General features: G+C 55.5%; 21 protein-coding genes, 1 tRNA gene and 1 pseudogene. 5 read left to right on the forward strand and 18 right to left on the reverse strand.

The features are described 5' to 3' along the window. Window positions 1–16: 16 nt before the first annotated feature. The 13 genes and pseudogenes from ACXIUA_RS07760 to ACXIUA_RS07820 form a co-directional block, all read right to left on the reverse strand. Window positions 17–1,606: an ABC transporter substrate-binding protein gene (locus tag ACXIUA_RS07760; protein WP_457976541.1), complete on the reverse strand. Its 1,590-nt coding sequence runs from the start codon at window positions 1,604–1,606 to the stop codon at window positions 17–19. An 11-nt stretch (window positions 1,607–1,617) separates the two neighbouring features. Beyond that, entirely contained in the window at window positions 1,618–2,790 is a 1,173-nt protein-coding gene (gene secF / locus ACXIUA_RS07765) for a protein translocase subunit SecF (RefSeq protein WP_070477018.1), read from the reverse strand. 2 nt (window positions 2,791–2,792) lie between these two features. Then, window positions 2,793–4,619 carry a protein translocase subunit SecD gene (secD, locus tag ACXIUA_RS07770; protein ID WP_083290770.1) on the reverse strand — a complete coding sequence of 609 codons (1,827 nt, stop codon included), beginning with the start codon at window positions 4,617–4,619 and terminating at the stop codon, window positions 2,793–2,795. 160 nt (window positions 4,620–4,779) lie between these two features. Continuing rightward, window positions 4,780–5,088, reverse strand: a complete 309-nt coding sequence (gene yajC, locus ACXIUA_RS07775) for a preprotein translocase subunit YajC (protein ID WP_070477017.1) — start codon at window positions 5,086–5,088, stop codon at window positions 4,780–4,782. A gap of 24 nt (window positions 5,089–5,112) precedes the next feature. Beyond that, window positions 5,113–6,192 carry a Holliday junction branch migration DNA helicase RuvB gene (gene ruvB, locus ACXIUA_RS07780; RefSeq protein WP_070363504.1) on the reverse strand — a complete coding sequence of 360 codons (1,080 nt, stop codon included), beginning with the start codon at window positions 6,190–6,192 and terminating at the stop codon, window positions 5,113–5,115. Window positions 6,193–6,201: 9 nt separating this feature from the next. Then, window positions 6,202–6,813, reverse strand: a complete 612-nt coding sequence (gene ruvA, locus ACXIUA_RS07785; RefSeq protein ID WP_457976507.1) for a Holliday junction branch migration protein RuvA — start codon at window positions 6,811–6,813, stop codon at window positions 6,202–6,204. A 3-nt stretch (window positions 6,814–6,816) separates the two neighbouring features. Continuing rightward, window positions 6,817–7,347 (reverse strand): crossover junction endodeoxyribonuclease RuvC, encoded by a 531-nt coding sequence (gene ruvC / locus ACXIUA_RS07790; RefSeq protein WP_070362374.1) that lies wholly within the window; start codon window positions 7,345–7,347, stop codon window positions 6,817–6,819. Between the two features lie 106 nt (window positions 7,348–7,453). Next, on the reverse strand, window positions 7,454–8,206 hold the full coding sequence (locus tag ACXIUA_RS07795; protein WP_070362373.1) for a YebC/PmpR family DNA-binding transcriptional regulator: 753 nt from the start codon (window positions 8,204–8,206) through the stop codon (window positions 7,454–7,456). Between the two features lie 103 nt (window positions 8,207–8,309). Continuing rightward, on the reverse strand, window positions 8,310–8,762 hold the full coding sequence (locus tag ACXIUA_RS07800; protein ID WP_070976797.1) for a hypothetical protein: 453 nt from the start codon (window positions 8,760–8,762) through the stop codon (window positions 8,310–8,312). Continuing rightward, window positions 8,759–9,184: pseudogene (locus tag ACXIUA_RS07805) on the reverse strand (glycosyltransferase family 4 protein); the annotation flags it as partial. The gene ACXIUA_RS07800 and the pseudogene ACXIUA_RS07805, both read right to left, overlap by 4 nt. Window positions 9,185–9,340: 156 nt before the next feature. Continuing rightward, window positions 9,341–9,414, reverse strand: a tRNA-Pro gene (locus tag ACXIUA_RS07810). A gap of 74 nt (window positions 9,415–9,488) precedes the next feature. Then, window positions 9,489–9,854 carry a YchJ family protein gene (locus tag ACXIUA_RS07815; RefSeq protein WP_457976508.1) on the reverse strand — a complete coding sequence of 122 codons (366 nt, stop codon included), beginning with the start codon at window positions 9,852–9,854 and terminating at the stop codon, window positions 9,489–9,491. A 1-nt stretch (window position 9,855) separates the two neighbouring features. Further along, the gene (locus ACXIUA_RS07820) at window positions 9,856–11,028 is read right to left on the reverse strand and encodes a bifunctional alpha/beta hydrolase/OsmC family protein (RefSeq protein ID WP_070362494.1); all 1,173 of its coding nucleotides are present in this window, start codon (window positions 11,026–11,028) and stop codon (window positions 9,856–9,858) included. Window positions 11,029–11,186: 158 nt separating this feature from the next. Between ACXIUA_RS07820 and secA2 the strand changes: the two genes are divergently transcribed. The 5 genes from secA2 to ACXIUA_RS07845 all read left to right on the forward strand — a co-directional run bounded on the left by secA2 (window position 11,187) and on the right by ACXIUA_RS07845 (window position 16,097). After that, window positions 11,187–13,478, forward strand: coding sequence for an accessory Sec system translocase SecA2 (gene secA2, locus ACXIUA_RS07825; protein ID WP_457976509.1), 2,292 nt, complete (start codon window positions 11,187–11,189; stop codon window positions 13,476–13,478). Window positions 13,479–13,595: 117 nt separating this feature from the next. Then, window positions 13,596–14,027, forward strand: coding sequence for an oxoglutarate dehydrogenase inhibitor Odhl (gene odhI / locus ACXIUA_RS07830; protein ID WP_070362492.1), 432 nt, complete (start codon window positions 13,596–13,598; stop codon window positions 14,025–14,027). A 49-nt stretch (window positions 14,028–14,076) separates the two neighbouring features. Continuing rightward, window positions 14,077–14,820 (forward strand): transcriptional regulator FtsR, encoded by a 744-nt coding sequence (gene ftsR, locus ACXIUA_RS07835; RefSeq protein ID WP_083290782.1) that lies wholly within the window; start codon window positions 14,077–14,079, stop codon window positions 14,818–14,820. Window position 14,821: 1 nt separating this feature from the next. Next, window positions 14,822–15,397: a bifunctional nuclease domain-containing protein gene (locus ACXIUA_RS07840; RefSeq protein WP_457976510.1), complete on the forward strand. Its 576-nt coding sequence runs from the start codon at window positions 14,822–14,824 to the stop codon at window positions 15,395–15,397. Between the two features lie 124 nt (window positions 15,398–15,521). Further along, window positions 15,522–16,097, forward strand: coding sequence for a MerR family transcriptional regulator (locus ACXIUA_RS07845; protein ID WP_070362489.1), 576 nt, complete (start codon window positions 15,522–15,524; stop codon window positions 16,095–16,097). Between the two features lie 84 nt (window positions 16,098–16,181). On the opposite strand, the gene ACXIUA_RS07850 is transcribed toward ACXIUA_RS07845, so the two are convergent. Genes ACXIUA_RS07850 through ACXIUA_RS07870 form a run of 5 tightly spaced genes read right to left on the reverse strand, consistent with a single transcriptional unit; the run spans window position 16,182 to window position 22,242 of the window. After that, window positions 16,182–17,573, reverse strand: coding sequence for a hypothetical protein (locus ACXIUA_RS07850; protein ID WP_070477156.1), 1,392 nt, complete (start codon window positions 17,571–17,573; stop codon window positions 16,182–16,184). 51 nt (window positions 17,574–17,624) lie between these two features. Further along, window positions 17,625–18,491: a 3-methyladenine DNA glycosylase gene (locus tag ACXIUA_RS07855; RefSeq protein WP_457976511.1), complete on the reverse strand. Its 867-nt coding sequence runs from the start codon at window positions 18,489–18,491 to the stop codon at window positions 17,625–17,627. Then, window positions 18,488–19,540, reverse strand: a complete 1,053-nt coding sequence (locus tag ACXIUA_RS07860; RefSeq protein WP_070362486.1) for a hemolysin family protein — start codon at window positions 19,538–19,540, stop codon at window positions 18,488–18,490. The genes ACXIUA_RS07855 and ACXIUA_RS07860 overlap by 4 nt, the downstream gene beginning before the upstream one ends. Continuing rightward, window positions 19,537–20,931 (reverse strand): hemolysin family protein, encoded by a 1,395-nt coding sequence (locus ACXIUA_RS07865; RefSeq protein ID WP_070477150.1) that lies wholly within the window; start codon window positions 20,929–20,931, stop codon window positions 19,537–19,539. The genes ACXIUA_RS07860 and ACXIUA_RS07865 overlap by 4 nt, the downstream gene beginning before the upstream one ends. Before the next feature lie 3 nt (window positions 20,932–20,934). Continuing rightward, window positions 20,935–22,242, reverse strand: coding sequence for a DEAD/DEAH box helicase (locus tag ACXIUA_RS07870; protein WP_457976512.1), 1,308 nt, complete (start codon window positions 22,240–22,242; stop codon window positions 20,935–20,937). Window positions 22,243–22,286: the final 44 nt, after the last annotated feature.

Here is a 22,286-nt window from a genome sequence, read left to right on the forward strand (position 1 = left end):
GGATAGCTTTATTTCTTTACTCATCAACGGACCATCGATCCATATTCCAGCCAATTCCCGACAAGCCTGTGTACATAACAACGTTTTCAACTCGCTGATCAATCGCGAACGAGCGAGGCTGTGCTGAAAGTGGCAGAATCGGAATCTCCCGCCAAAGCCAATTCTCTTGACTCCGCAATGCGTCGACTTCCTGCACCCGATTGTTCGCAGCTGGGTACTCAACTTGAGAATCGATTGGCATCAAAAGCGCATCGACGGTGCCCTCTTTCTCTACGATCTGGCCTTGTTCGTCCATGGCATAACCCGGCAACTCGGCCAACGTCGCTAGATTCTCCGACTGGTCGAGAACTTCAATACCCGCCGGTTCGCACTGTGCTCGGATCGTCTGAATCATTGCGGAGATCCGTGCCGACCGCATCGGCGTCGAGATCCGTAGAACACTGCCACTTGCAGCACGTGCCTTTTCGACGTCATACTCAGTTGCCGTCTCACCGACACTTTCAATTTTCGACGCCAGCGGGTCACTATGCGCAACTACTTGCACTGGAGCAGCTGCAACCTCTAGGCCCGACATCTTCGAGGAAGTTTGTGCGACTTCAGACGGATTCACACAGTGAGCAAGCGCCCTGCGCCGTTCTGGTTCTGCCCAGGGGCCTGACTTGGCCATGACCAACGCGTCAGTCAGTTCCCCCACAACGCTGGTCACATCAACTGGTTCTCTCTCTGCGTTTACGTCGTACCAGTCTGGTGCTGGTTCTTCGAGGTTGCCGATTTTCAATCCGCCGGAGGCAACTAGTTCACCGGAATCTGCATTCCCCGGCCAGACCACGATCTTCTGCAGCGCTGGAGCATCACCGTAATAGGAATCATTAGCGACGAGGACTACTTCGCCTTCTTTACCAACACTCTCAATCTTGTACGGTCCGAAAGATACTTGAAGTTCAGGATCGTACTGCTTCAGGTCAAAACCGTGACGCCAAATATCTGCAATGCTTCGAAGGCTCATTGGGTCACGCACAGTAAGCACATCAACGAGCTCTTCCGCCGGCATTCCGACACGCGCTGCAACTGCGTGTGACGGCAAAACTGTTCCGGGTTCAAAAAGGTCGCGCCAACGGGCGCCACGGTTCTCCTTCATTGTGAGAGTGAAAGTTTTTGATCCGGGTTGACATGCCAATGTATCAGCGTCGTCGAAAAGAGGCATCCATGAACCGAAGAGCTCTGGTAGCTTCCCAGCTGTGAACGTCAACAGGTAGTCATTACACGTTACTGGGGTATTGTCGGAGAACACTGCAGCATCGGAGATGGTGTAAATCACCTGACGCCTGTCGCCGGGCAGCACTTGTGTCTCTACTAAGTCGGTATTAGGGATCATTTGCCCGTTGGGGCCCGGAACATAAACTCCGGGGTACAAACGACCAGATAGTTCTTGCGCCAACGTCGAGTGCCCCTCAGCGCTACCCGCGTTCACTGTGACCAGTGGTGCTTGTACCTGATAGCCAAACTCTTCGCTATTAGAGTTCGACGCTGGACCACCGTCGGAACACGCCGTTGCTAAAAACACGACAGAACATGCAGCAACGGCGCGTGAAAATACGCTACTCATACTTGGTTTACCTAGCGTGTCGACGGCCGCCAAGTGCTCATTGCCGGCGATTCGTCTCCATCGCTGCCTTCCACAGCACTACGAACCGGTGTATCAACGGTGCGCTTTGGCTTTACAGTGGCTTCATCGTCGTGGTCGACGATCTCACCGGCGCGGTATTTCTCTACTTCAACGTTGTGTTCCTTGTAAACGCGCTTGCGCTCCATAAGCGTTACCAGCAGCGGAGTCGCGAGGAATAGCGAGGAGAAGATACCTTCGATGACGCCGATCAGCTGGATCAAGGCGAGATCCCGGAGTGTACCCACACCGAGCATCCAAACTGCAACAATCATCAGCGCGACGATCGGGAGTGCAGAAATGACGGAAGTTGAAATCGAGCGCATGACCGTTTGATTCACTGCCAAGTTCGCTTCTTCAGCATAAGTCGAACGACGCGAGTCCAATACACCGCTAGTGTTCTCCTTCACCTTGTCGAAGACGATCACGGTGTCATAAATGGAGAACGTCAAAACGGTAAGCAGACCGATAATCATCGCTGGGGTAATTTCCAGCCCGAAGAGTGCATAGAACCCTACGATCAATATGCCGTCAATGATCAATGCACCCATCGCCGCGATGGCCATCTCTCGTTGCAGGCGGACAGCCACGTACACGGCTGCAGCGACGAGGAAGACCAGCATCGCCATCAACATCCGCTTCGTGATTGTGTCACCCCACGATTCGGAAACAGTCGAATCACCAATTGCGTCGGCAGACACTTCCCCTTCAGCATTCTTGGTGTGATGCTTCTCAAAGATCGCCTGCCGCGCTTGGTCGATTTGTTCCTGGCTCAGATGCTCAGCATTAATCTCAAGCGTCCGGGCATCACCAGCACCAATAATCTGAGTCAGTTCAGGAGTGACGCCGGTCGCGTCAATAAATGTTTCCTCGACTTCTTCGGCAACGAGATCATCGGCCGGCATCGAGAGTTTGGTACCGCCTTCGAAGTCGATACCAAGGTTGAATCCACGGACCAGCATCGCAAGCAGCGAGATAACTACCAGTGCCATGGTGATCCCGTACCAGAGCTTACGGCGACCGACGAAATCGATCGCCGCATCGCCCGTGTACAGACGCTCCCAACGGCCGGGCTCCTCGACAGTTGGTACGACGGAAGCAACGGTTTCAATTTGCGATGACGACATTGCTACTTCACCTCAATACTTTCCGACGCGGCTTCTGCAGCCACGCCTTGATGAGCTTCCTCGCTCACGTCCTTGTCATGCTGCGCTGCAGCAAACACTTTGGTCATACCGTTGACAGCTGGCTTCGACCAGAACCGGGACCGGGAAGCGAACACCATGAGCGGAGCAGTGACCAAGAACGTCACTAGCAGGTCAAATACGGTCGTAAGGCCCATCGTGAATGCGAAGCCCTTCACATCGCCAACCGCAAGGAAGTAAATAATGACCGCGCCGATCAGGGTCACCATGTTACCGGTAATAATTGTATCTTTCGCTCGATCCCAGCCGGAGGCAGATGCAGAGCGGAAAGTCTTGCCCTTACGAACTTCGTCCTTGATGCGTTCGTAGATGACAACGAAGGAGTCCGCAGTAGTACCAATACCAATGATCAAACCGGCGACGCCGGAGAGGTCCAGCGAGTAGCCGATCCAGCGCCCCAACAGAACTAGCGAGCCGTAAACGAGAAGACCCGCAAAGAAAAGCGTAGCCAGGGAAATAAGACCATAGAGCCGGTAGTAGAAGAACACGAAAATTGCGACCAAAATCAGACCGACAATGCCTGCATAGAAGCCAGCCTGCAAGGATGCCAGACCAAGTGACGGCGGCACTGTCATCGCTGTACCACCAGGTTCGCCATTCTCACCCGCGAAAGAAAGCGGCAACGCACCGTAACGCAGGTTGTTTGCGAGGCTCTCAGCTTCCTCCTGAGTGAAGTTGCCTGTAATAGAGGTTGCGGAACCGACTGGGGTTGCGCCCTGAATGACAGGTGCGGAGATAATTTGTGAGTCCAGTGTGATCGCGATCTGCTGCCCGATCATCTCACTCGTCAGCTGCGCCCAGGTAGACGAGCCATTAAACTCGCCTGCCTGGCTGAAAGCGAAGTTGATCTCCATCTGGCTCGACTGCGGGTTGAATCCACCAGTGATCGAGCGACCAGTGTCGATCTGTTCACCGGTGAGACGCGGGCCGTCCGTATCAGTAACACCTGCGAGCAATGGCACCTCGCCGAGGAGCAGTACCTGGCCAGATGAAGGGTCACAGGCTACAAGTGGTGCTGCTTCGTCATCGGTCCCGGCCAATGGATCAGTAGGTTGCACGGCACACAACGCGCTCAGCATCGACATAGCAACGAATTGCTGGGTAGGGTCTTCAGACTGACGAGTTGCCTTGAGCATCTCAGCCTGGTCAGCCCTGCGCTCCGAGGACTCCACAGGACCATTCGGCTCAGGCAACGGTTTCGCATCAATAGCAGGAATCTCAACGGTTTGCCCCTGTTCGGCAACCTGCTTCTTCACCTGATCGCCAATCGCCTTGGCTTGATCCGCGGTCAAAACCCCATACCGGATCCAATCGTTCGCGGTCTTTGCGAAGACCTCACCAATCGAATCTGCGGAAGGTGCAGGCGGTTGCATTACCGGACGGAACAGCAGCTGCGAAGTCTGCCCAATATTACGTACTTCCGATGTGTCGTCGCCCGCGGCAGTGATCACTAGGGTATTGCCGTCAACGACGACAGTCGCGCCGGAAACACCCATGCCGTTCACACGCTTCTCAAGAATGTTTCGCGCTTCGTCGAGCTGTTCGCGAGTTGGCTCGTCTCCCTGCGGAACGAGGGTCACGCGAGTACCGCCCTGCAGGTCGATACCAAGCTTCGGGGTTGCGGACTTATCGCCCGTGAAAAATACTAATGAGTACACGCCAATGACGATGAGCGCAAAAAGCGCCAGCGCGCGCGCAGGCCACTTCCGCTTTGATCTCAACTCGCCGGAACGCTGAGTGTTCTTGGACACCGAGCTAACTCCTCTATTTCTACGTTATTTCACTGCCACACCCCGCTTTGCCCGAAACTTTGGGTAAAGCGGGGTGTGGTGCACATCGATTTATCGTACGTCATCAACTGTCATATCGGTAAAGACAGCTAGACAGCATTTGCCGTAACGCTGAGATGGACTATTCCGGACGTTGTTCCGAATCGTCTGCTGTAGGTTCCTGAACCGCGGACTCGACTGCCTCTCGCTTCATAATTCCGGCGGTCTCCATCTTGACGACAACACCAGGGGCAATTTCAATTCGAAGCGTAGCGTTATCTGCGTCAACAACGTCTCCATGAAGGCCAGAAACCGTCACAACATGGTCACCGGGCTGAATGGAGGACTGCATCTCCTGTACCTGTTGCTGACGCTTCTTCTGGCTTCGCATCATCAAGATTGACGGAAGCATGAACACCAATAGGACGAGCAAAATAAGGATGATTTCCATAGCTCTATATTGACATACTCCCAATTATGTTGAAACGAGTGCCTGTCCTGGAGCATCCGGTGGCGGATCAATTCCAAGGTGCTGCCAGGCAGCCGCCGTAGCAACGCGGCCACGACCAGTTCGTGCCATCAATCCTGCTCGCACCAGGTAAGGCTCGCATACTTCTTCGACTGTAGACGGTTCCTCCCCTACAGCAATTGCCAGTGTATTGACGCCAACAGGTCCCCCACCGTGGCCACGAATGAGCGAATTCAGGACCGCTCTGTCGAGCCGATCAAGCCCGAGGTCGTCAACGTCAAACACCTCCAGCGCAGCACGCGCCGCTTGAATATCGATTCGTCCGCTGCCATGCACATCTGCCCAATCACGAACACGTCGCAGCAATCTATTCGCAATACGCGGAGTTCCCCGTGAACGTGAAGCGATTTCGACTGCTGCGTCCTTGTCGATCTCAACTTGCAAGATCTCCGCAGCACGTTCGACCACGTGCCTCAAGTCAGTAACCTCGTAAAACTCCATCTGTGCCGTAAAACCGAAACGATCCCGCAACGGACCAGTGAGCATACCAGCGCGAGTCGTTGCACCGACCAGGGTGAACGGTGGAATCTCAAGTGGAATTGACGTCGCCCCGGGCCCCTTTCCAACAATGACGTCAATACGGAAGTCCTCCATTGCCATATACAGCATTTCCTCCGCAGGCCGCGCAATACGGTGAATCTCATCGATAAAGAGGACATCGCCTTCCATAAGATTCGAAAGCATCGCAGCGAGGTCACCAGCACGTTCAAGCGCAGGCCCAGAGGTCATCCGCAAGGAAGTTCCGAGTTCCTGCGCGATGATCATCGCCATCGTTGTCTTTCCTAGCCCTGGCGGACCGGAAAGCAAGATGTGGTCCGGTGTGACGCTGCGTTGACTAGCACCCGCAAGTACAAGACTGAGCTGCTCACGCACTTTCGGCTGTCCGATGAACTCATCAAGCGACTTCGGACGAAGAGACCTCTCAATATCGTGTTCATCACTATGCGCATTGACACTGACGGGAGCCCCATCGGGACGTGAAAGATCATCCGGCAACTGGAATACGGTTTTTTCAACGTCTGACATGAACCCCACCTACTTTTTCGATAGCGTCTTCAGCGCTTCGCGCAACAGATTCGATGGATCAGTATCCGGTTGTTCCGCAACGAGAGGTTCGACGACAGTCCGCGCACTACGCCCGGTGAATCCAAGCCCAACCAGTGCTTCTACAATCTGCTCACTGATACCTGAGCCTGAAGCAGCCGGAGCCGTTGCACCGTGGCTCGCTTCGCTGCCCGTTTCAAACAAGCCGACAACCTTATCTTTCAGCTCCAACACGATTCGTTCTGCCATCTTCTTACCGACGCCAGGAATCGTTTGAATCTTCTTCGCGTCACCACTGGAAATCAATTCGGCCAGTTCCCCAGGCCCAAAGACTGCCAGTGCTGCCATCGCCAGCTTTGGCCCTAGCCCACTCACGGTTTGAAGCTTGTGAAACATAGTCCGCGAGTCCTCATCCGCGAACCCATACAAGGTCATACCGTCATCGCGGACCACCAGACTGGTGACTACATCCGCATGCTCACCACGAGTTAGGCGACTGAGCGTTGGTGGCGTCGCCAAGAAGCGATAGCCAACGCCCCCGCAGCCGATAACAGCATGATCGAGGCCAATCGAAAGGACGTCACCGTGGAGGGAATCAATCATGAACTAGTTCTTTCTCAGTTTTTCAATAGCGGAAGCTCGGGCAAGCAACGGGGCTCGCCAGCAATGGCAAACAGCGATGGCCAACGCGTCTGCAGCATCTGCTGGCTTTGGTGGCTCGCTCAGACCAAGAATACGTGTAATCATCGTAGTCATCTGTTTCTTATCAGCGCGCCCATTACCAGAAACCGACTTTTTTACCTCTGAGGGCGTATACATGTGCACTGGTATATCGCGCTCTGCAGCGGCGAGGACCATTACCCCGACGGCGTGGGCAGTATGCATCACGGTAGATACGTTACTGCGTTCGAAAATTCGCTCCATCGCAACCACGTCGGGCTTATACTCATCCATCCAGTCGCTTACCGACTTCGAGATCCGCAATAAACGCTCCGATAGTTCCACATCGGAAGGAGTGCGCGCTACACCGACGGCAATCGGTATGACCTGACGTCCTCTCCCCGCTTGAACTACCGAAAGGCCGCATCGGGTCAAACCAGGATCTATGCCCATTACCCTCAGACCTTGGAGGTTCACCGCGCTTCCTTCCGCCGAATATTGTACTGGCACATATGTTCTACCATAGTCTGAAAAAGAACCACCACTCGCTGCAACGAATGGTGGTTGAAAAACAGACTACGCCTTACAAGTCGAGCTCGGCTGCGATCTCGTCAGGAATAGACATGTTCGAGTACACATTCTGTACATCATCAGAGTCTTCGAGGGCATCAATCAGCTTCAGATTCTTTTCAGCTGCAGATGCATCCAGTTCAACTTCCACGTCAGCACGGAAGTCCTGCTCAGAGCCCTCAACCTCGATACCGGCCTCCACTAACGCCTCGCGGACTGCGGCAAGGTCGGTCGGCTGACAGGTAACTTCAAACTCTTCGCCAAGATCGTTAACTTCTTCTGCACCAGCGTCAAGTACCGCCATCAACACATCGTCCTCGGTGAGCTCCCCTTTCGCCACCGTGACGACACCGACGCGATTGAACATGTAGCCCACAGAACCGGTTTCACCAAGATTGCCACCGTTCCTGGTCATTGCCGTACGAACCTCAGTCGCTGCTCGATTACGGTTATCCGTCAGGCACTCGATCAACAGAGCGACACCGTTCGGGCCGTACCCCTCGTACATCACCGACTCCCAGTCAGAGCCGCCGGCTTCCTCGCCCGATCCACGCTTACGCGCACGTTCGATGTTGTCGTTCGGGACCGACGCCTTCTTCGCCTTCTTGATCATGTCATCAAGCGTCGGGTTTCCTGCTGGATCGCCGCCACCAGTGCGAGCTGCAACCTCGATATCTTTGATCAGTTTCGCCCAGAGCTTGGAACGCTTTGCGTCGTTCGCGGCCTTCTTATGTTTAGTAGTAGCCCACTTTGAGTGGCCAGACATCCGGTATCCCTTCGCTTAAAACGGTTGACTATTGGTAATTGAACGTCAACCTACTATACGCCCGAACAGGTTGAGCTGCAGAACCGCGAGCAAGGTTCAGCCGCTAAAGGGAAAGCGAAGCGAAGGCTGGCAGGGCTGCGGTCCCACCCAATCGAAGAAGCCTTACGGCGGGCCGTAGCCGTAGCGAACGAACATCCCTGACAGCGTCGTTATAAAACCGCAGTGCAATTGCCACACGAGTATCTGCAGCGTCAATATCAGCGGGAAGCATCGTCCCTTGTCTCTCGATGTGTTTCCGCATTTCTTGTTCGGACTGAAGTCGTTCCTCTACGTCAACTGGAGTCAAACGCAATGATTCGATGATCCGGCACTCCTCGCGCATTTCCGGATACAGTGCGGCAATGACAGCACAGCGTTGGTCGAGCGCAGCTTGAAGTGCGTCGCGTGAACGGTCGAGACGGATATGGAGGCGGTGTAGCCGTTGCGCAGTGAAATATGCCCAGGCAAACAGCAACGTGATTACCGCTGCGAACACCACTAGGGCAATAGTTGTCATGCGAGTGTCACCTTCTCACCAACACTTACTGCTTCGTATACAGCCATAATCTGAGCAGTCACTGTCGACCAGTCATACTGCGCGGCTCGCAGTTGCCCTCTTCTGCCCATCTCCAGGCGCAAAGCAGCGTCGTCAATCAAAGCCTGTAACGCCTTTGTCAACTCGGCAACATCACCTACAGGAAAAAGAATCCCGGCAGGGTCAGATGATTCTGCATCACATACCAGCGAAAAGGCCTCTAGATCACTGGCCACAACGGCGCAGCCCGCAGCCATCGCTTCCACGAGAATGATGCCAAACGATTCGCCCCCAGTGTTCGGAGCGACAAATATATCCGACGCCCCCAGCAATCTCGCCTTTTCCTCCTCGCTTACGCGACCGACGAAGTTCACTCCTGGAATCTGCCGAGGCTCCCCGCTTCCCGAGCCCCGAAAAAGCACACATATTGTCGCTTAAGTCGACACGCCGAGAAAAGCACACATTTTGTCGCTTAACCCGCAACTGAGTAGCTTACGAAAACTAAAACCCCGCTCAATCAGGAGTTTCGCCTGTTCAAGCGGGGTTTTTGTTGATAGTTGTCGGACTGACAGGATTTGAACCTGCGACCCCCACACCCCCAGTGTGGTGCGCTACCAAACTGCGCCACAGCCCGTTGCCTTCATCCGGCGAATACCGGAACAGCTCCGATAGTTTAGCGCACAGTTACTTCAACTATGAAACCAGCTGTTAGAAGGCAGTGCCGTTGAGGTACACCCATGCGTCGCCCTCGCGAATGAAACGGGAATGTTCTCGCTGGGTGCCACTCGGGTGAAGGGCCTCGAAGCGGACCTCTCCGTAGGTATCCGTTGGGCCACCTTGTTCGGAGTGGAGAACTCGCAGCGCAATATATGGTTCGCCACCTGGTGGAAGCTCCAACGATGCCGGTCGTGTGCTCGAAGCCCAGGTGCGCAGCAAGTAATCCGCATCGCCGACGACGAACGCACTGTAGCGTGCCCGCATGAGCGATTCTGCTGTGGGAGCAGGTTTGCCTGCGTGCAGGGCGCCGCAGCACAGGGGGTATGGGCGATCGAGGCCACATGGGCAGCGTTTCACGTCAGCGCACCACGTCGATGGTTGTCTGCACCGAGGCGCTGTGAACGTAGCCGTCGACGGTTGAGCGTTTGCCGGCCTCCATGAGCGTCTGGGCCTCGGCGTCGCTGAGGTCGCCGAATAACGTGATGTCACGTGTGAAGTGCCCCTCGCCGAGATGTGTGACCTCCACGCGCACGTCGTTGAGCGCAAGTCCTTTCGCGGCGGAACGAATTGCCTGGGAACAAGATACTGCCAACGCGGACATGTACAAGCCTGTCGACGTCACGCCCTGGCCCTTGCCGCCAGCATTCTTAGCCCGGTCAGTTGCGATCGCACGATTGGAGGTGCGAACTACGTCGCCATACTTCGTCCCGCGGGCGGAGTAGGAGACTGCGTTGGAGTCGCCGGTGGCATCCGGGACAAATTCGGGGGTGATGTATTGCATGACCCACGAGCCGATAATGTCGGCCGCACGCTGTGCGGTGCCTTGGCGCGTCAATAAATGATCGGCCTTGTCCAGCGCCATGAGTGACTTCGGGTAGCGGGTGAGGCTAAAAATTGACTGGGCGTTATCAATGCCTACCGTCACATCGATAGGCGAGTGGACCAGCAATAGTGGCTTGCGCAGTTTCGGCAGGTATTCTTCGGGGTTCGTGTCGGCGAGATCCTCAAGGAAGTCGCGTGAAATGATGAGCTCCCTGCCGCCGAGGATGACGGGGACATAGCCGTCGCGGTCCGCGTCACCAATCTTATCCGCATAGTGCAACACCGAGTGTGCAGGGTCGAACGGCGCACCGACTGTCGCTACGGCTTTGAGCGTCTTTTTGAGATCGGGATGGGTCGCCGCTTTCAGTGCTGCAGCGCCTCCGAGCGAGTGGCCCATGATGAGCTGTGGCGCTTTGAACTCTTTGGCTAACCACTTTGCTGCAGCCACGATATCGTCAACGTTTTGTGAGAACGAAGTATCGGCGAATTCACCCTCAGATTGTCCGAGACCAGGAAAATCAAATCTGAGCGTTGCAATGCCGAACTCTGTTAACCGCTTGGAGATTCGCGAAGCACCAGGAGTATGTCTGGACCCCGCAAAACAGTGTGCGAAAATCGCGTAGGCTTTCGCCGGCCCGTCAGGCCGGTCAATCGTTCCGGCCATCATCTTGCCCGTCGACGACGGCACCTTCACGTTCAGCGATAACATGTGGGCTTTCCTCCTGAGAACGGGGACGCATTCGGTGGACTTTGCTTGAACAAGGATAGAGTACATTGACGTGAACGAGTGAAAAGCACTTACCATGTAGGCCAGGTAGTGCGAGAGGCAAAAGGCCACTTTTGCCGTGACGAAAGGTCGTATGAGGAATGGCTGCATTTGGCTGGTTTTGGAAAGCAATGGGTGCAACGTCCGAACGCAACAACAAGAAGTCGAAGGGGATCGTGGCGAAAGCTCACGAGCTCATCGCCGAGTTCGAAGCTCTTGACGACGCCGCGCTGAGCGCCGCTGTGCGTGACACCGTGCGTGACGGAGAGGTCGTCGACAAACCTCGCTTCCTCGCAATTCTGTCGGTTGCCGCCACTCGAACCCTTGGGATGACCCCGTTCGACGTTCAAAACCAGGCGGTTTTGCGCCTACTCGAAGGCGATGTAATTCAGATGGCCACCGGCGAGGGCAAAACGCTCGTTGGAGCTATCGCTGCGACCGGTTTTGCGCTCACTGGTAAGCGGGTGCACCTCATCACCGTGAATAACTATCTCGCTGAGCGCGATGCCACGTGGATGCGGCCGCTTGTCGAGTTCTTTGGGCTCAGCGTTGCCGCTGTAACGGAATCGACGCCACGTGAACAGCGCGTAGAGGCATACCGATGCGACGTCGTCTATGCCCCGGTGACCGAGATCGGCTTTGATCACCTTCGTGACAATCAGATCACGCACCGCTCTCAAACCGTTCAGCTACCAGCCGAGGTCGCTCTTGTCGATGAGGCCGATAGCGTCCTTGTCGACGAAGCCCTCGTCCCGCTCGTCCTGGCTGGTTCTGAAGGTACGCAGCAGCCCACAGGCAAGATCACCGAAGCGGTCTCGCACCTTGACGAGGAGAAGGACTACGAAACTGATGCCGATGGTCGCAATGTCTTCCTTACCGAGGAGGGGGCGAAGAAAGTTGAACATTTGCTCGGCATCGACTCGCTCTATTCCGATGAACACATTGGCACTACGCTTGTCCGGGTCAACCTTGCATTACACGCTCGAGCACTGCTGATCCGCGACGTGCACTACATCGTTGAGGACGGCAAGGTGGCACTTGTCGACGCCTCCCGCGGCCGCGTCGCTGAACTGCAGCGTTGGCCTGACGGATTGCAGGCAGCAGTCGAGGCAAAAGAGGGGCTGAAGGTCTCCGAGGGGGGCCGAATTCTCGACTCGATCACGCTGCAAGCACTTATGCGTCGCTATCCGACGGTCTGTGGCATGACTGGAACCGCCGTAGAAGCCACCGATCAACTGCGTTCATTTTACGACCTGCACGTATCTGTTATTGACCGCGCAAATCCGTTGCAGCGATTTGATGAAGCCGACCGGATCTACGCAACGATGGAGGAGAAGAACCAAGCGATCGTCGAAGAGATCGCGCTGCTTCACACGAATGGTCAACCTGTTCTTGTAGGGACTCATGACGTTGCAGAGTCTGAGGCTCTCGCAGAGGCATTGAACGAGCGTGGGATCAGCGTGAACGTGCTCAATGCGAAGAATGACGCTGAGGAAGCACGCATTGTGGCTGAGGCTGGAGATTTAGGGCGGGTGACCGTGTCTACACAAATGGCAGGCCGCGGTACCGATATTCGTCTAGGTGGCGCTGACGAAGGAGATCACGACAAGGTTGCGAAGCTGGGTGGTCTCGCCGTTATCGGTACAGCACGCCATCGCACAGCGCGGCTCGACAATCAATTGCGCGGACGTGCAGGGCGTCAGGGCGACCCTGGCCTGAGCCTGTTCTTTGTTTCCCTGGAAGATGACATTATTGTTACCGGGGGAGAGGATGAGCGCATCACCGTACATCCCGACGCGTCGGGACGGATCGAATCCTCGCGTGCACAGCAGTTTGTTGACCACTGCCAGCGCGTTACAGAGGGCCAGCTGCTAGAAATTCACTCGCAAACGTGGAAATACAACAAGCTCATCTCGGATCACCGTACAATCCTTGATGAGCGGCGAGCGTCATTGCTCGATACCGACGCGGCGTGGCGTGAGCTTAGCGAACGAGCACCGGAGCGCGCCACCGAGCTGGATGCCATCGATGCTGACAAACTACGGCAGGCAGCTCGGGAGATAATGCTCTACCACCTGGACTATGAGTGGTCTGAGTATCTCGCGCTCATGGACGATGTTCGCGAATCTATCCACCTGCGCGCCATCGCCCGTGAAACGCCAATCGACGAATACCATCGAATCGCCATTCGTGAATTTAAAGAACTAGCGAATCGTGCCGTAGATCAGGCCGTCGATACTTTCAGGAAAGTTGTGATTGATAACGATGGAGCGCACCTCGAAGATGCTGGTTGGAAGCGTCCGAGTGCGACGTGGACCTACATGGTGTCGGATAATCCGTTGGCGGGTTCGGGGAACTCGGTGATCTCCGGGATTGGAAATATTTTCCGTTAATCCTCATGTTGAGGTTCAGAGCGTTACACTAGAACCGCAACAGCACGTTGACCCACAATTGGGTAATATTGCGATTTAGAATTTATTGACTTTCAAAAACACCGTCAGGAGTTTGGAATGGCCGAAAACAAAGATGCAGACATCGTCCAGGTCGAAACGACCTCCGTCTTTCGCGCTGACCTTTTGAAGGAGATGGAGAACGGCGCTGCTGCAGCCAACGATAACGTCACCAGCACGGAGAATTTGCCGGATGGTGTTGCGTTGCTCGTGGTGAAGCGCGGACCGAACGCTGGTGCAAGGTTCCTGTTGGACCAGGATGCAACCACCGCAGGTCGCCATCCTGAGGCCGACATTTTCCTTGATGACGTCACGGTGTCCCGCCGTCACGCTGAGTTCCGCCGCGATGGTGACTCTTTCGAAGTCGTTGACGTGGGATCACTGAACGGCACTTATGTGAACCGAGAGCCAAAGGACTCGCAGGTGCTCTCCTCCGGGGATGAGATTCAGATTGGTAAATTCCGCCTGGTCTTTATCGCCGACGAAAAATAGTATTGTCCGTTTGTCTGCCCCTGTCCATTAGAAGAGATTAATCATCACCGTGAGTGCAATACGTCGAGCTGCTACAGAGCAAATGGGAGCCACCGTCGCCCCGTCAGGGACAAAGACCATGTCTATTGGTGTTGTCCTGAAACAGTTGCGGGAAGAGTTCCCTGATGTGACTGTGTCGAAGATTCGCTTTCTTGAGTCCGAAGGCCTGATCACTCCACAGCGCACTGCGTCCGGATACCGGCGCTTTACAAGTGATGATGTCGAGCGACTTCGCTATATCTTGGTGACCCAGCGAGACAATTACCTTCCATTAAAGGTGATCCGCGAGCAGCTCGAGGCCATGGATTCCGGTCAGGTTACCGCGATCATGAGCGCGAGCGAAGCTGATCCACTAGTTTCTCCAGATAGCTTCCGCGCACCAACTTCGACGCACTTGAGCGACCGAGACGTTGCCGAGCAGGCTCAAGCAGACCAAGAACTTGTCGATGAGTTCGTGCGTGATGGATTGATCGTTCCTGATGTGGCTGGTCATTTCACCGCCGACGACGTCCGCGTGGTTACTGCAGCCATGGCGCTAGCGGAATTCGGTTTGGATTCTCGCCACCTCAAGACGCTGCGGACTATGGCTCGTCGCCAGGCTGATCTCATCTCTCAAGTAACGGAACCCGTTGCGAAGTCCGGTAAGGAAAACTCAGCACAGCAGGCGGAAGAACTTGGACAGCAGCTTTCTGCCCTGGTCGTATCACTGCATGCTTCGCTGCTCAAGAATGAGCTGCGAAATTCCGGGCGCTGAGATGCAGTCGCTGAATTTGCTCGGGGTCTACCCGGTCGGCCCGGAACACTTTCTGTGCGCGTTGCTGCACGCACCAGAGCAGAATCTATTCCTGCCAATTTGGCTTTCGCCATTTTCTGGAGGCAAACTGGCCGCGCTCATTGATGATGTAGGCCCCCTGAACCCGAGTATTTACGAAACGTATTTGGAAACGCTAAAGGATCTCGGCGCTCAAGTGCAGGCCGTGCGCATTGCGAGCTATTACGAAGGCGTGTTTCATGCCGAGGTGTTGCTGAGTACTGGCAGCAAAGTAGACACGAGCATGTCCGACGCGCTGCTTTTGGCTTGGACAGGGGATATTGCTCTCGAGGTTGACCCTCAGGTTTTGCGGCAAGCCGGCATACGGATTTCCGCGGCAGATGCGAAAGGTATCTTTGACCTTGATCTTCCCGTTGTCGAAGGGGACGCTGAAGACGGAAGTGTTTCCGCAAGCGGTGACCCAGAAGCAGACCGCGATTTTGAGCAGCTGATGAAGAGCCTTGGCGCGGATGATCTTTTTACTTCCGATGATGAAGATGGAGACGGGGCTGCCAACTAAACCTCCCTCAATGTAAAGTAAAGGTTGAGACTTCGGCGTGTCGGCCCGAGCTGATAGAGTCAAATGCCTAAGCTATCAGTACAAATACTGTTAGCCGAGACAATAGAAAACGGGAGTATGGAAAATGAGCGATCTGCAACAAGAGCTTGAACTTTCCGCAGTGGAAGGGCCTGTTCAGGAAACGCTGTTTGATATCGGGCCTTCTGACGAAGTGGGGTACCGAGTTCCGATTGCATGCCAGGTAGCAGGCATCACGTACCGCCAGCTCGATTACTGGGCGCGCACTGACTTGGTGAAGCCTTCAATCCGTGGCGCAAAGGGCTCCGGCTCCCAGCGCCTCTACTCCTTCAAGGACATTCTGGTTCTGAAAATCGTGAAAGGTCTCTTGGATACCGGGATCTCACTGCAAAACATTCGCCTAGCCGTGGATAAGCTCCGTAACCGGGGTGTGAATGACATCGCCGAGATCACGTTGGTCTCTGATGGCGCAACGGTGTACGAGTGCCGCAGCAACGAGGAGGTCATTGACCTTCTCGGCGGCGGCCAGGGTGTCTTTGGTATCGCGGTCCCGCAGATTATGAAGGATCTGACTGGCACAATTGCTGACTTCCCAGCAGAAACCATCAACCCCGAACTCAACGACCCTCAGCCTGCCGGGTTTGATGAACTCGCAGATCGTCGCCGTCGTAAGTCTTCCTAGAGAGTTCTGAAAGGCTGCAGCCCCGCCGTTTACTCCCCGGCGGGGCTGCAGCCTTTCGTACTGCTGTGGGTCTAGCGCAAGTGGTTAGTCCACAACGGCGGTCAGAGCGGCACTGACCTGCTCAGCGGATGGAGCCTCTTTCACCACGGATGCGACATCTGTCACAGCCGTATCTGCAGGGCTATCGCCTACACGAACGACGTCAAGCTTGATTCGCTCACCGAGCCGGTCCTGCAGTGCTGCTGCCGCCTGTGGTGAACCATCATCATCGGCGGTGCCGGTGGTAATCAACACGATGCGAATATCGCGATCGAGCTCACGCATGGCATCGGCAGCAGCGAAGAGCGCTTCACGAGTCTGCGGAGCACCACCGGTGCCAAGCAAGCTGGCGGTGTATGCGACGTCCTCGGCATCACTGGTCATAGCAATGTTGCTGCGCCAACCCTTCGTTACACCAGGGTTCAGTGGGGAAGAGTAGTTCCAAAGCGCTACTTGATGGCCAGATTCGGTGACACGGTATGCAGCATCGCGTATCGCGGTGTCGACTGCTGGCTTGAAAGGCTGCATCGCATCTGACGTATCGTACAGGAATAACGTGTCCAGAGCTTGCTGTTGGTTTTCGGAACCAACTTCTTTCTGTTCCTTTTCTGTTTCATCGACCGGAATTTCTGCCACCTGGGACCAAACCTGATCAGGGACATCAACCACCTGTGATTTGCTATCAGTTTTCAACGTTGACGCCGCGTACTTCATGAGGTCCTGCCCGGCGCGAGACTTATTCTCATCGACGTTATCAGTACTGTTCAGCGGTATACCGACGTAGTTCAAAACTGCATCTAGCGATGTGAAAACCCGGTCACCGGATGCTTGTTCAATAGCTGCTGCGTATAGACTCTGTTCATCTTGGATTGACTCTATATCTTCCACTGCCTGCTGTTGTAGGACATCTACGGCGCCTGCCTCATCTTTGGCAAGCAATGACGCAACAGCAACAGAGGCATCCGAGCGTTCAGGCAACACAAATCGCACTGACTCCAGCTTAAGTGTCGCTGGATCAGTAGAAGTTTGCCCCTCCACGCCGAGAGGCGCCGCGTAAACAATCTGTGGGTCAGGTACCGCCGCCGAGCGTTTTGCGTTCCTAAGTACGGCGTCTGGGTTCGCGGTTTCCGGAGCGAGAAGGATAGCTGCGTCCTCGACCTTATCGACGAGCTCTGCCTGCATACAGTAGTCCCGCACAACACGGTGCGACTCGTTGTACGCGGCTACGATCGCTTCACCGACCGATCGTTCCGTAGACGCTACTGGCAGTGAGAGTTCTCCAGACACGCACTGTGCTTCAGAAGCATCATCGGACTGTTCTGGCTTCAGCTTCATCATCAAAATGGCACTCAAAATCACAGCGAGCGCGACCAGAATGACCAGGATCGCTCCACCGGACAAGCGATAGTTACTCTTGCCATCAGAATGTCGGCCCATGCCAATACCGTCCTTACTTCGTGTACAACCCGTCTAGCGTTGTCAAACAGTCTATCGCCCTAGAACTACGTCGAGGAGAGCGACGAGCCGGGAGCGTAATTCTTCTCCACGTGCGCTGAGCGCTCGTTGGCGCTGCACGTACATGGCTTTTCCCTCAGTAGTCTCCACAGGAACGATGTCGAAGCCGAGTTCCCGGCAGTCGTACGGGGATGCCTCCATATCGAGGCGACGCGCGTCCTTGGCCAATTCGAAACAGTCAAGGAGGAGCTCGCCAGGGACCAATGGGCCAAGTTTCAAAGCCCACTTAAACAGATCCATGGTGGCGTGCACACAGCCTGGTTGTTCCCTCGATACCTGGTCTTCCCTCCGCAACGCCACAACGTTGAGGGGGCGAGCTGGGGGAGTAAAGAAACGAAACGCGTCGAAGTGGCTGCATCGAAGCTGATGAGATTCAACCACTGAGTTCGTGCCGTCTGCTCCGAGACGAAGCGGAAGATCATGGCGAGGGTGTTCCTCGAGATACAACATTGCCCATTCATGCAAACCGAAGCAGTCAAAGTGCGCCGAACGAGAGGCTGTCGCGCGAAGTAGTTCGTCAATTTCCCGAACGTCTTGTTCACGGTGCGCAAGAAACGACGCGATGTCTGCACACACGTGCCTGCTGTCTACAACTTGGTAGTTGCGCCATGAGGCTTGAGGAAGCGTAGAGGCGTCGAGAAGCACTGTATTTGCGCCAGGATGCCACTTCTTAAGGTGTGTGGGGCGGAACCTGTAGTAGTCGAACAGGAAGTCCCACACCGGGTGCTTCTGTGCGCGACGACGGCGAGCTAGGTGTGGCTCGACGAATCCGGCCGCACGTTCCTCATGCGACGCGATTCGAGCCTCGTATTCGGCTGACTCCAGGAACGTGCGAATCATGAATTCTCGTGGGTCCAGTCTGCGACCGTGCCCACGTACTCCTCAATGACGTCCTCAAGAGCAAGTACGCCAACGAGGCGACCTTGATCGCGGACCTGAGCCATGTGTGCAGAGCGACGGTGCAGCGACGTCAGCGCACTATCCAGCGACTCAGAGCCATCAATCACCATCAATGGGCGGATGCGGCTCACCGGTACCAGTGGATCATCCTCATCGGACTCCATCAGGTCCAAAATGTCCTTCACGTGAATATATCCAACGAGAATGCCGGAAGGCCTAGCAACGGGGAAGCGCGAATATCCGGTTTCACGTACAGCTTGCTCGATTATCGAAAGCGCGACGCCCTCAGGGTAAAAGGGGATGGTTGTCAGACGATCGAGCGGGATCATTACCTCTTTGAGGTTCCTCGACTCAGAGCGCAGCGCCTTTGAAAGGCGAGCTGTTTCCTCAGCGTCAAGAAGACCCTCTTCGCGTGATTCACGAATCATGTTCGCCAGCTGTTTCTGGTCCACAGTGGATGAAAGCTCATCGCGCTGTTCAATACCAAACAGAGCCAGCGTCTTACGCGCTACCCAGTTCAAGAAGCGAATAAACGGCCCCGTGGCCTTCATCCAAAGCGTCATAGCGGGGGTAAGCCAAACAGCAGTTGACTCTGGTCCGGCAATCGCAATGTTCTTCGGCACCATCTCGCCGAACAAGATATGCAAGAAGGAGATGAACGCCAGCGCAATCACGAAGGAAACAGGATGCAGCCACTCACCCGGCAACCCCATCGCGAGAAACGGAACTTCAACATAATGTGCAACGGCAGGCTCAGCGACCTTACCGAGCACGAGTGACGCGATGGTGATGCCCAGTTGGGCACCTGCGAGGTAAATCGAGAGGTGTTCTGTCGCGTACAGCACGCCAGCAACATTTGTCTTGCCTTGTGCCTGCATTGACTCCAATCGATCGCGCCTGGAGGACACGAGTGCGAACTCGGACGCAACGAAGAACGCGTTGAGCGCCAGCAGGACCAAAATGAGAAGGAAGGCTACCCAAATATTCACTGTGCTGACCTCCTCTGAAACTCGATTGCTTCCTCTGGAGAAATCGGACTCAAAATTGCCCTGTCGATCCTGCGATCATCCATTGTGGAAACCCTTGCGAGCCAGTGGCCAGCGCTGCCCGTTTCAAACTGTTCCTGGAAATCAGCTGTACCGGAGGGGAGCACTACTTTGTCGCCAACTGTCGGGATATGTCCAAGTGCTGACATAATCAGTCCTCCAAGAGTTTCGTAAGGCCCCTCGGGTGCAACATAACCGAGCTCCTCCTGCAGTTCATCGAGCCGCACCAAACCAGAAATCTCCCACGACGTTCCGACGTGTAAAAAGTCCCGCTCGGATTCGCGGTCGTCGTACTCGTCGTACACCTCACCGAGGATCTCCTCGACTACGTCCTCAATCGTGACCAGACCTTGCGTTCCGCCGAACTCATCCGCAACCAGCACTACCTGTGAGCCCGCGGAACGAACCCTGTTGAGCACCGCATCGCCGTCAAGCGTCCCGGGGATAAACGGAACTGGCTTGGCCAGCGTTGACAGCTTGGTGGTTGCACGCTGCTTCTTATCTACCGAAAAGGCGTCTTTGATGTGGACCACGCCTATTGTGTCGTCCAAGTCACCACGGCGGACGGGGAAGCGCGAATGGCCTGTCTCACGTGCAAACGCAATCAAATCCGCTACGGTGTCCTCAGCGTCAAGCGCATTAATGGTTGAACGTGGCGTCATCACGGCTTCGGCGGTGGTCTCTCCGAACTGCAGCGATCTGTCGATCACCGCTGCGGTATCTGCGTCAAGGTCTCCAGACTCCATCGAGTTTCGGACCACCGCACCCAGCTCTTGGCCAGAACGAGCGGAGGCTAGCTCATCTGCTGGCTCAATCCCGAGTTTTCGCACAACCCAGTTCGCCGAAGAATTGAGCCACTTAATAAACCAACCAGCTGCGGTATTAAACGCATTCACAGGAGGTACCACGACCCGGGCAGTCTTCAGCGGATCCGTAATCGCCATGTTCTTTGGAACAAGTTCGCCAAAAACCATCGAAAGCAATGTCGCAATCGCCAACGCAAGGATCAGCGCTACTGTCGTTGAGGCCGCTTCACTCAGACCAACGAGCTCAAGCAGGGGGGTGAAGAACTTGCCCAACACCGGCTCGGCGAGGAAGCCAGCTGCGAGCGTCGTCACGGTAATCCCGAGTTGCGCGCCTGACAACACGAACGAAAGGTTCGCGTGGTCTCGAGCGACGGCTTTCGCCGTGCGGTCGCCGACCTCCCGGACGTGCTCATCGATAGTTGAGCGCTCGAGTCCTGTCATTGCAAACTCGATTGCAACGAACAGGCCCGTTGAGGCCGTCAACAAGATGAAGCCCAAAAGAGCAAAGATTGAAATGACTATATCCATCGACTATGACCGAGGCGTCCGACGCCTACCGCTCCTTCCCGTCGACCGTCGTCGTTGAGCATTGGCACTGGGGCGTTTCGAACGCCTGGTTGCGTTGTGGTTCTTTCGCTGATGTGGTGGCTGGCCACCAGGCGGTGGCAGGGGCTTCCCAGACGGCTGCCGAGCTCCGGTGATCTCAACGACCTCAGGTGTGAGCTCCTGCGCCCGGACTTCGGTCGCTCGCACTCCAGCTTTGTTGAGAAGCGAGCGAACCTCCTTACGCTGTTCATCCATGACCAACGTAACAACGTTGCCCTCAGTGCCCGCACGCGCTGTACGCCCCGCGCGGTGCAAGTATGCCTTGTGTTCTGCAGGCGGGTCGATGTGGACAACGAGTGAGACTCCCGAAACGTCGATTCCGCGTGCTGCGATGTCCGTCGCAACTAAGACTGGAGTTGAACCATCAGCGAAACCCTCTAGTGCGCGAGTTCGAGCACCTTGACCTTTGTCACCGTGAATTCCCTGCGCGTGAACTCCGGCGCGACGAAGCTTCTTCACCTGCCTGTCCACACCATGCTTCGTGCGCATAAACATGATCGTCTTGCCTTCGCGTGCGGCGATTTCCAGCACTCGAGCATTGCGCGACTCGCGGCTGCCACACAACAGGACGAAGTGTTTCATGGTCTTTACAGCTGACTTCGCTGGAGCTGTGGAGTGCGTAACCGGATTATGCATGTACCTGTCAACGATTCTCTGTACATCGCCATCGAGCGTTGCAGAAAACAGTAACTTCTGGGAATCCTTTGGCGCTCGGTCGACAAGCTTGATGACTTGAGGCATGAAGCCCATGTCGGCCATCTGGTCGGCTTCATCAAGCGTGACGATTTCCAGAGCCCGAAAGTCGAGTACGCCACGCTGCAATAGATCCTCTGCACGGCCCGGTGTCGCCACCAAGAGGTCGACTGGTGCCGCCAAAGCGCGGATCTGCGTATTGATATTGACGCCACCAACTACATCCAGCACGCGAAGGCCTTGTGCGCTCGCAGGGCTGTTCAATCGCTGTTGAATCTGGCTTGCCAATTCACGCGTCGGTGCGAGCACAAGTCCACGGGGCCGTCCAGGCTGACTTGGCGCACCACTAAGACGCGCCAACATCGGCAAACCAAACGTAAAAGTCTTGCCGGAGCCGGTCGGGCCACGCCCAAGCACGTCTCTGCCTGCTAGGACATCAGGAATAGCCGCTTCCTGAATTGGAAACGGCCGAGTAATTCCTTCTGCGTTGAGCGCGCGCACCAGGGGGTGGGGAAGGCCGAGATCGGCAAAACTTTTCATTGCAAACACCCTAGTGCCTTTTTGCGGTCAGGTGCTATCGCCAC

The sequence above is a fragment of the Corynebacterium sp. UMB8791 genome (assembly GCF_054166365.1).

Coding starts and splice junctions, on each gene's coding strand:
- ACXIUA_RS07760 (WP_457976541.1), bottom strand. CDS start 1,606: ATGAGTAGCGTATTTTCACGCGCCGTTGCTGCATGTTCTGTCGTGTTT.
- secF (WP_070477018.1), bottom strand. CDS start 2,790: ATGTCGTCATCGCAAATTGAAACCGTTGCTTCCGTCGTACCAACTGTC.
- yajC (WP_070477017.1), bottom strand. CDS start 5,088: ATGGAAATCATCCTTATTTTGCTCGTCCTATTGGTGTTCATGCTTCCG.
- ruvB (WP_070363504.1), bottom strand. CDS start 6,192: ATGTCAGACGTTGAAAAAACCGTATTCCAGTTGCCGGATGATCTTTCA.
- ruvA (WP_457976507.1), bottom strand. CDS start 6,813: ATGATTGATTCCCTCCACGGTGACGTCCTTTCGATTGGCCTCGATCAT.
- ACXIUA_RS07795 (WP_070362373.1), bottom strand. CDS start 8,206: ATGTCTGGCCACTCAAAGTGGGCTACTACTAAACATAAGAAGGCCGCG.
- ACXIUA_RS07800 (WP_070976797.1), bottom strand. CDS start 8,762: ATGACAACTATTGCCCTAGTGGTGTTCGCAGCGGTAATCACGTTGCTG.
- ACXIUA_RS07820 (WP_070362494.1), bottom strand. CDS start 11,028: ATGTTATCGCTGAACGTGAAGGTGCCGTCGTCGACGGGCAAGATGATG.
- secA2 (WP_457976509.1), top strand. CDS start 11,187: ATGGCTGCATTTGGCTGGTTTTGGAAAGCAATGGGTGCAACGTCCGAA.
- odhI (WP_070362492.1), top strand. CDS start 13,596: ATGGCCGAAAACAAAGATGCAGACATCGTCCAGGTCGAAACGACCTCC.
- ACXIUA_RS07840 (WP_457976510.1), top strand. CDS start 14,822: ATGCAGTCGCTGAATTTGCTCGGGGTCTACCCGGTCGGCCCGGAACAC.
- ACXIUA_RS07845 (WP_070362489.1), top strand. CDS start 15,522: ATGAGCGATCTGCAACAAGAGCTTGAACTTTCCGCAGTGGAAGGGCCT.
- ACXIUA_RS07850 (WP_070477156.1), bottom strand. CDS start 17,573: ATGGGCCGACATTCTGATGGCAAGAGTAACTATCGCTTGTCCGGTGGA.
- ACXIUA_RS07855 (WP_457976511.1), bottom strand. CDS start 18,491: ATGATTCGCACGTTCCTGGAGTCAGCCGAATACGAGGCTCGAATCGCG.
- ACXIUA_RS07865 (WP_070477150.1), bottom strand. CDS start 20,931: ATGGATATAGTCATTTCAATCTTTGCTCTTTTGGGCTTCATCTTGTTG.
- ACXIUA_RS07870 (WP_457976512.1), bottom strand. CDS start 22,242: ATGAAAAGTTTTGCCGATCTCGGCCTTCCCCACCCCCTGGTGCGCGCG.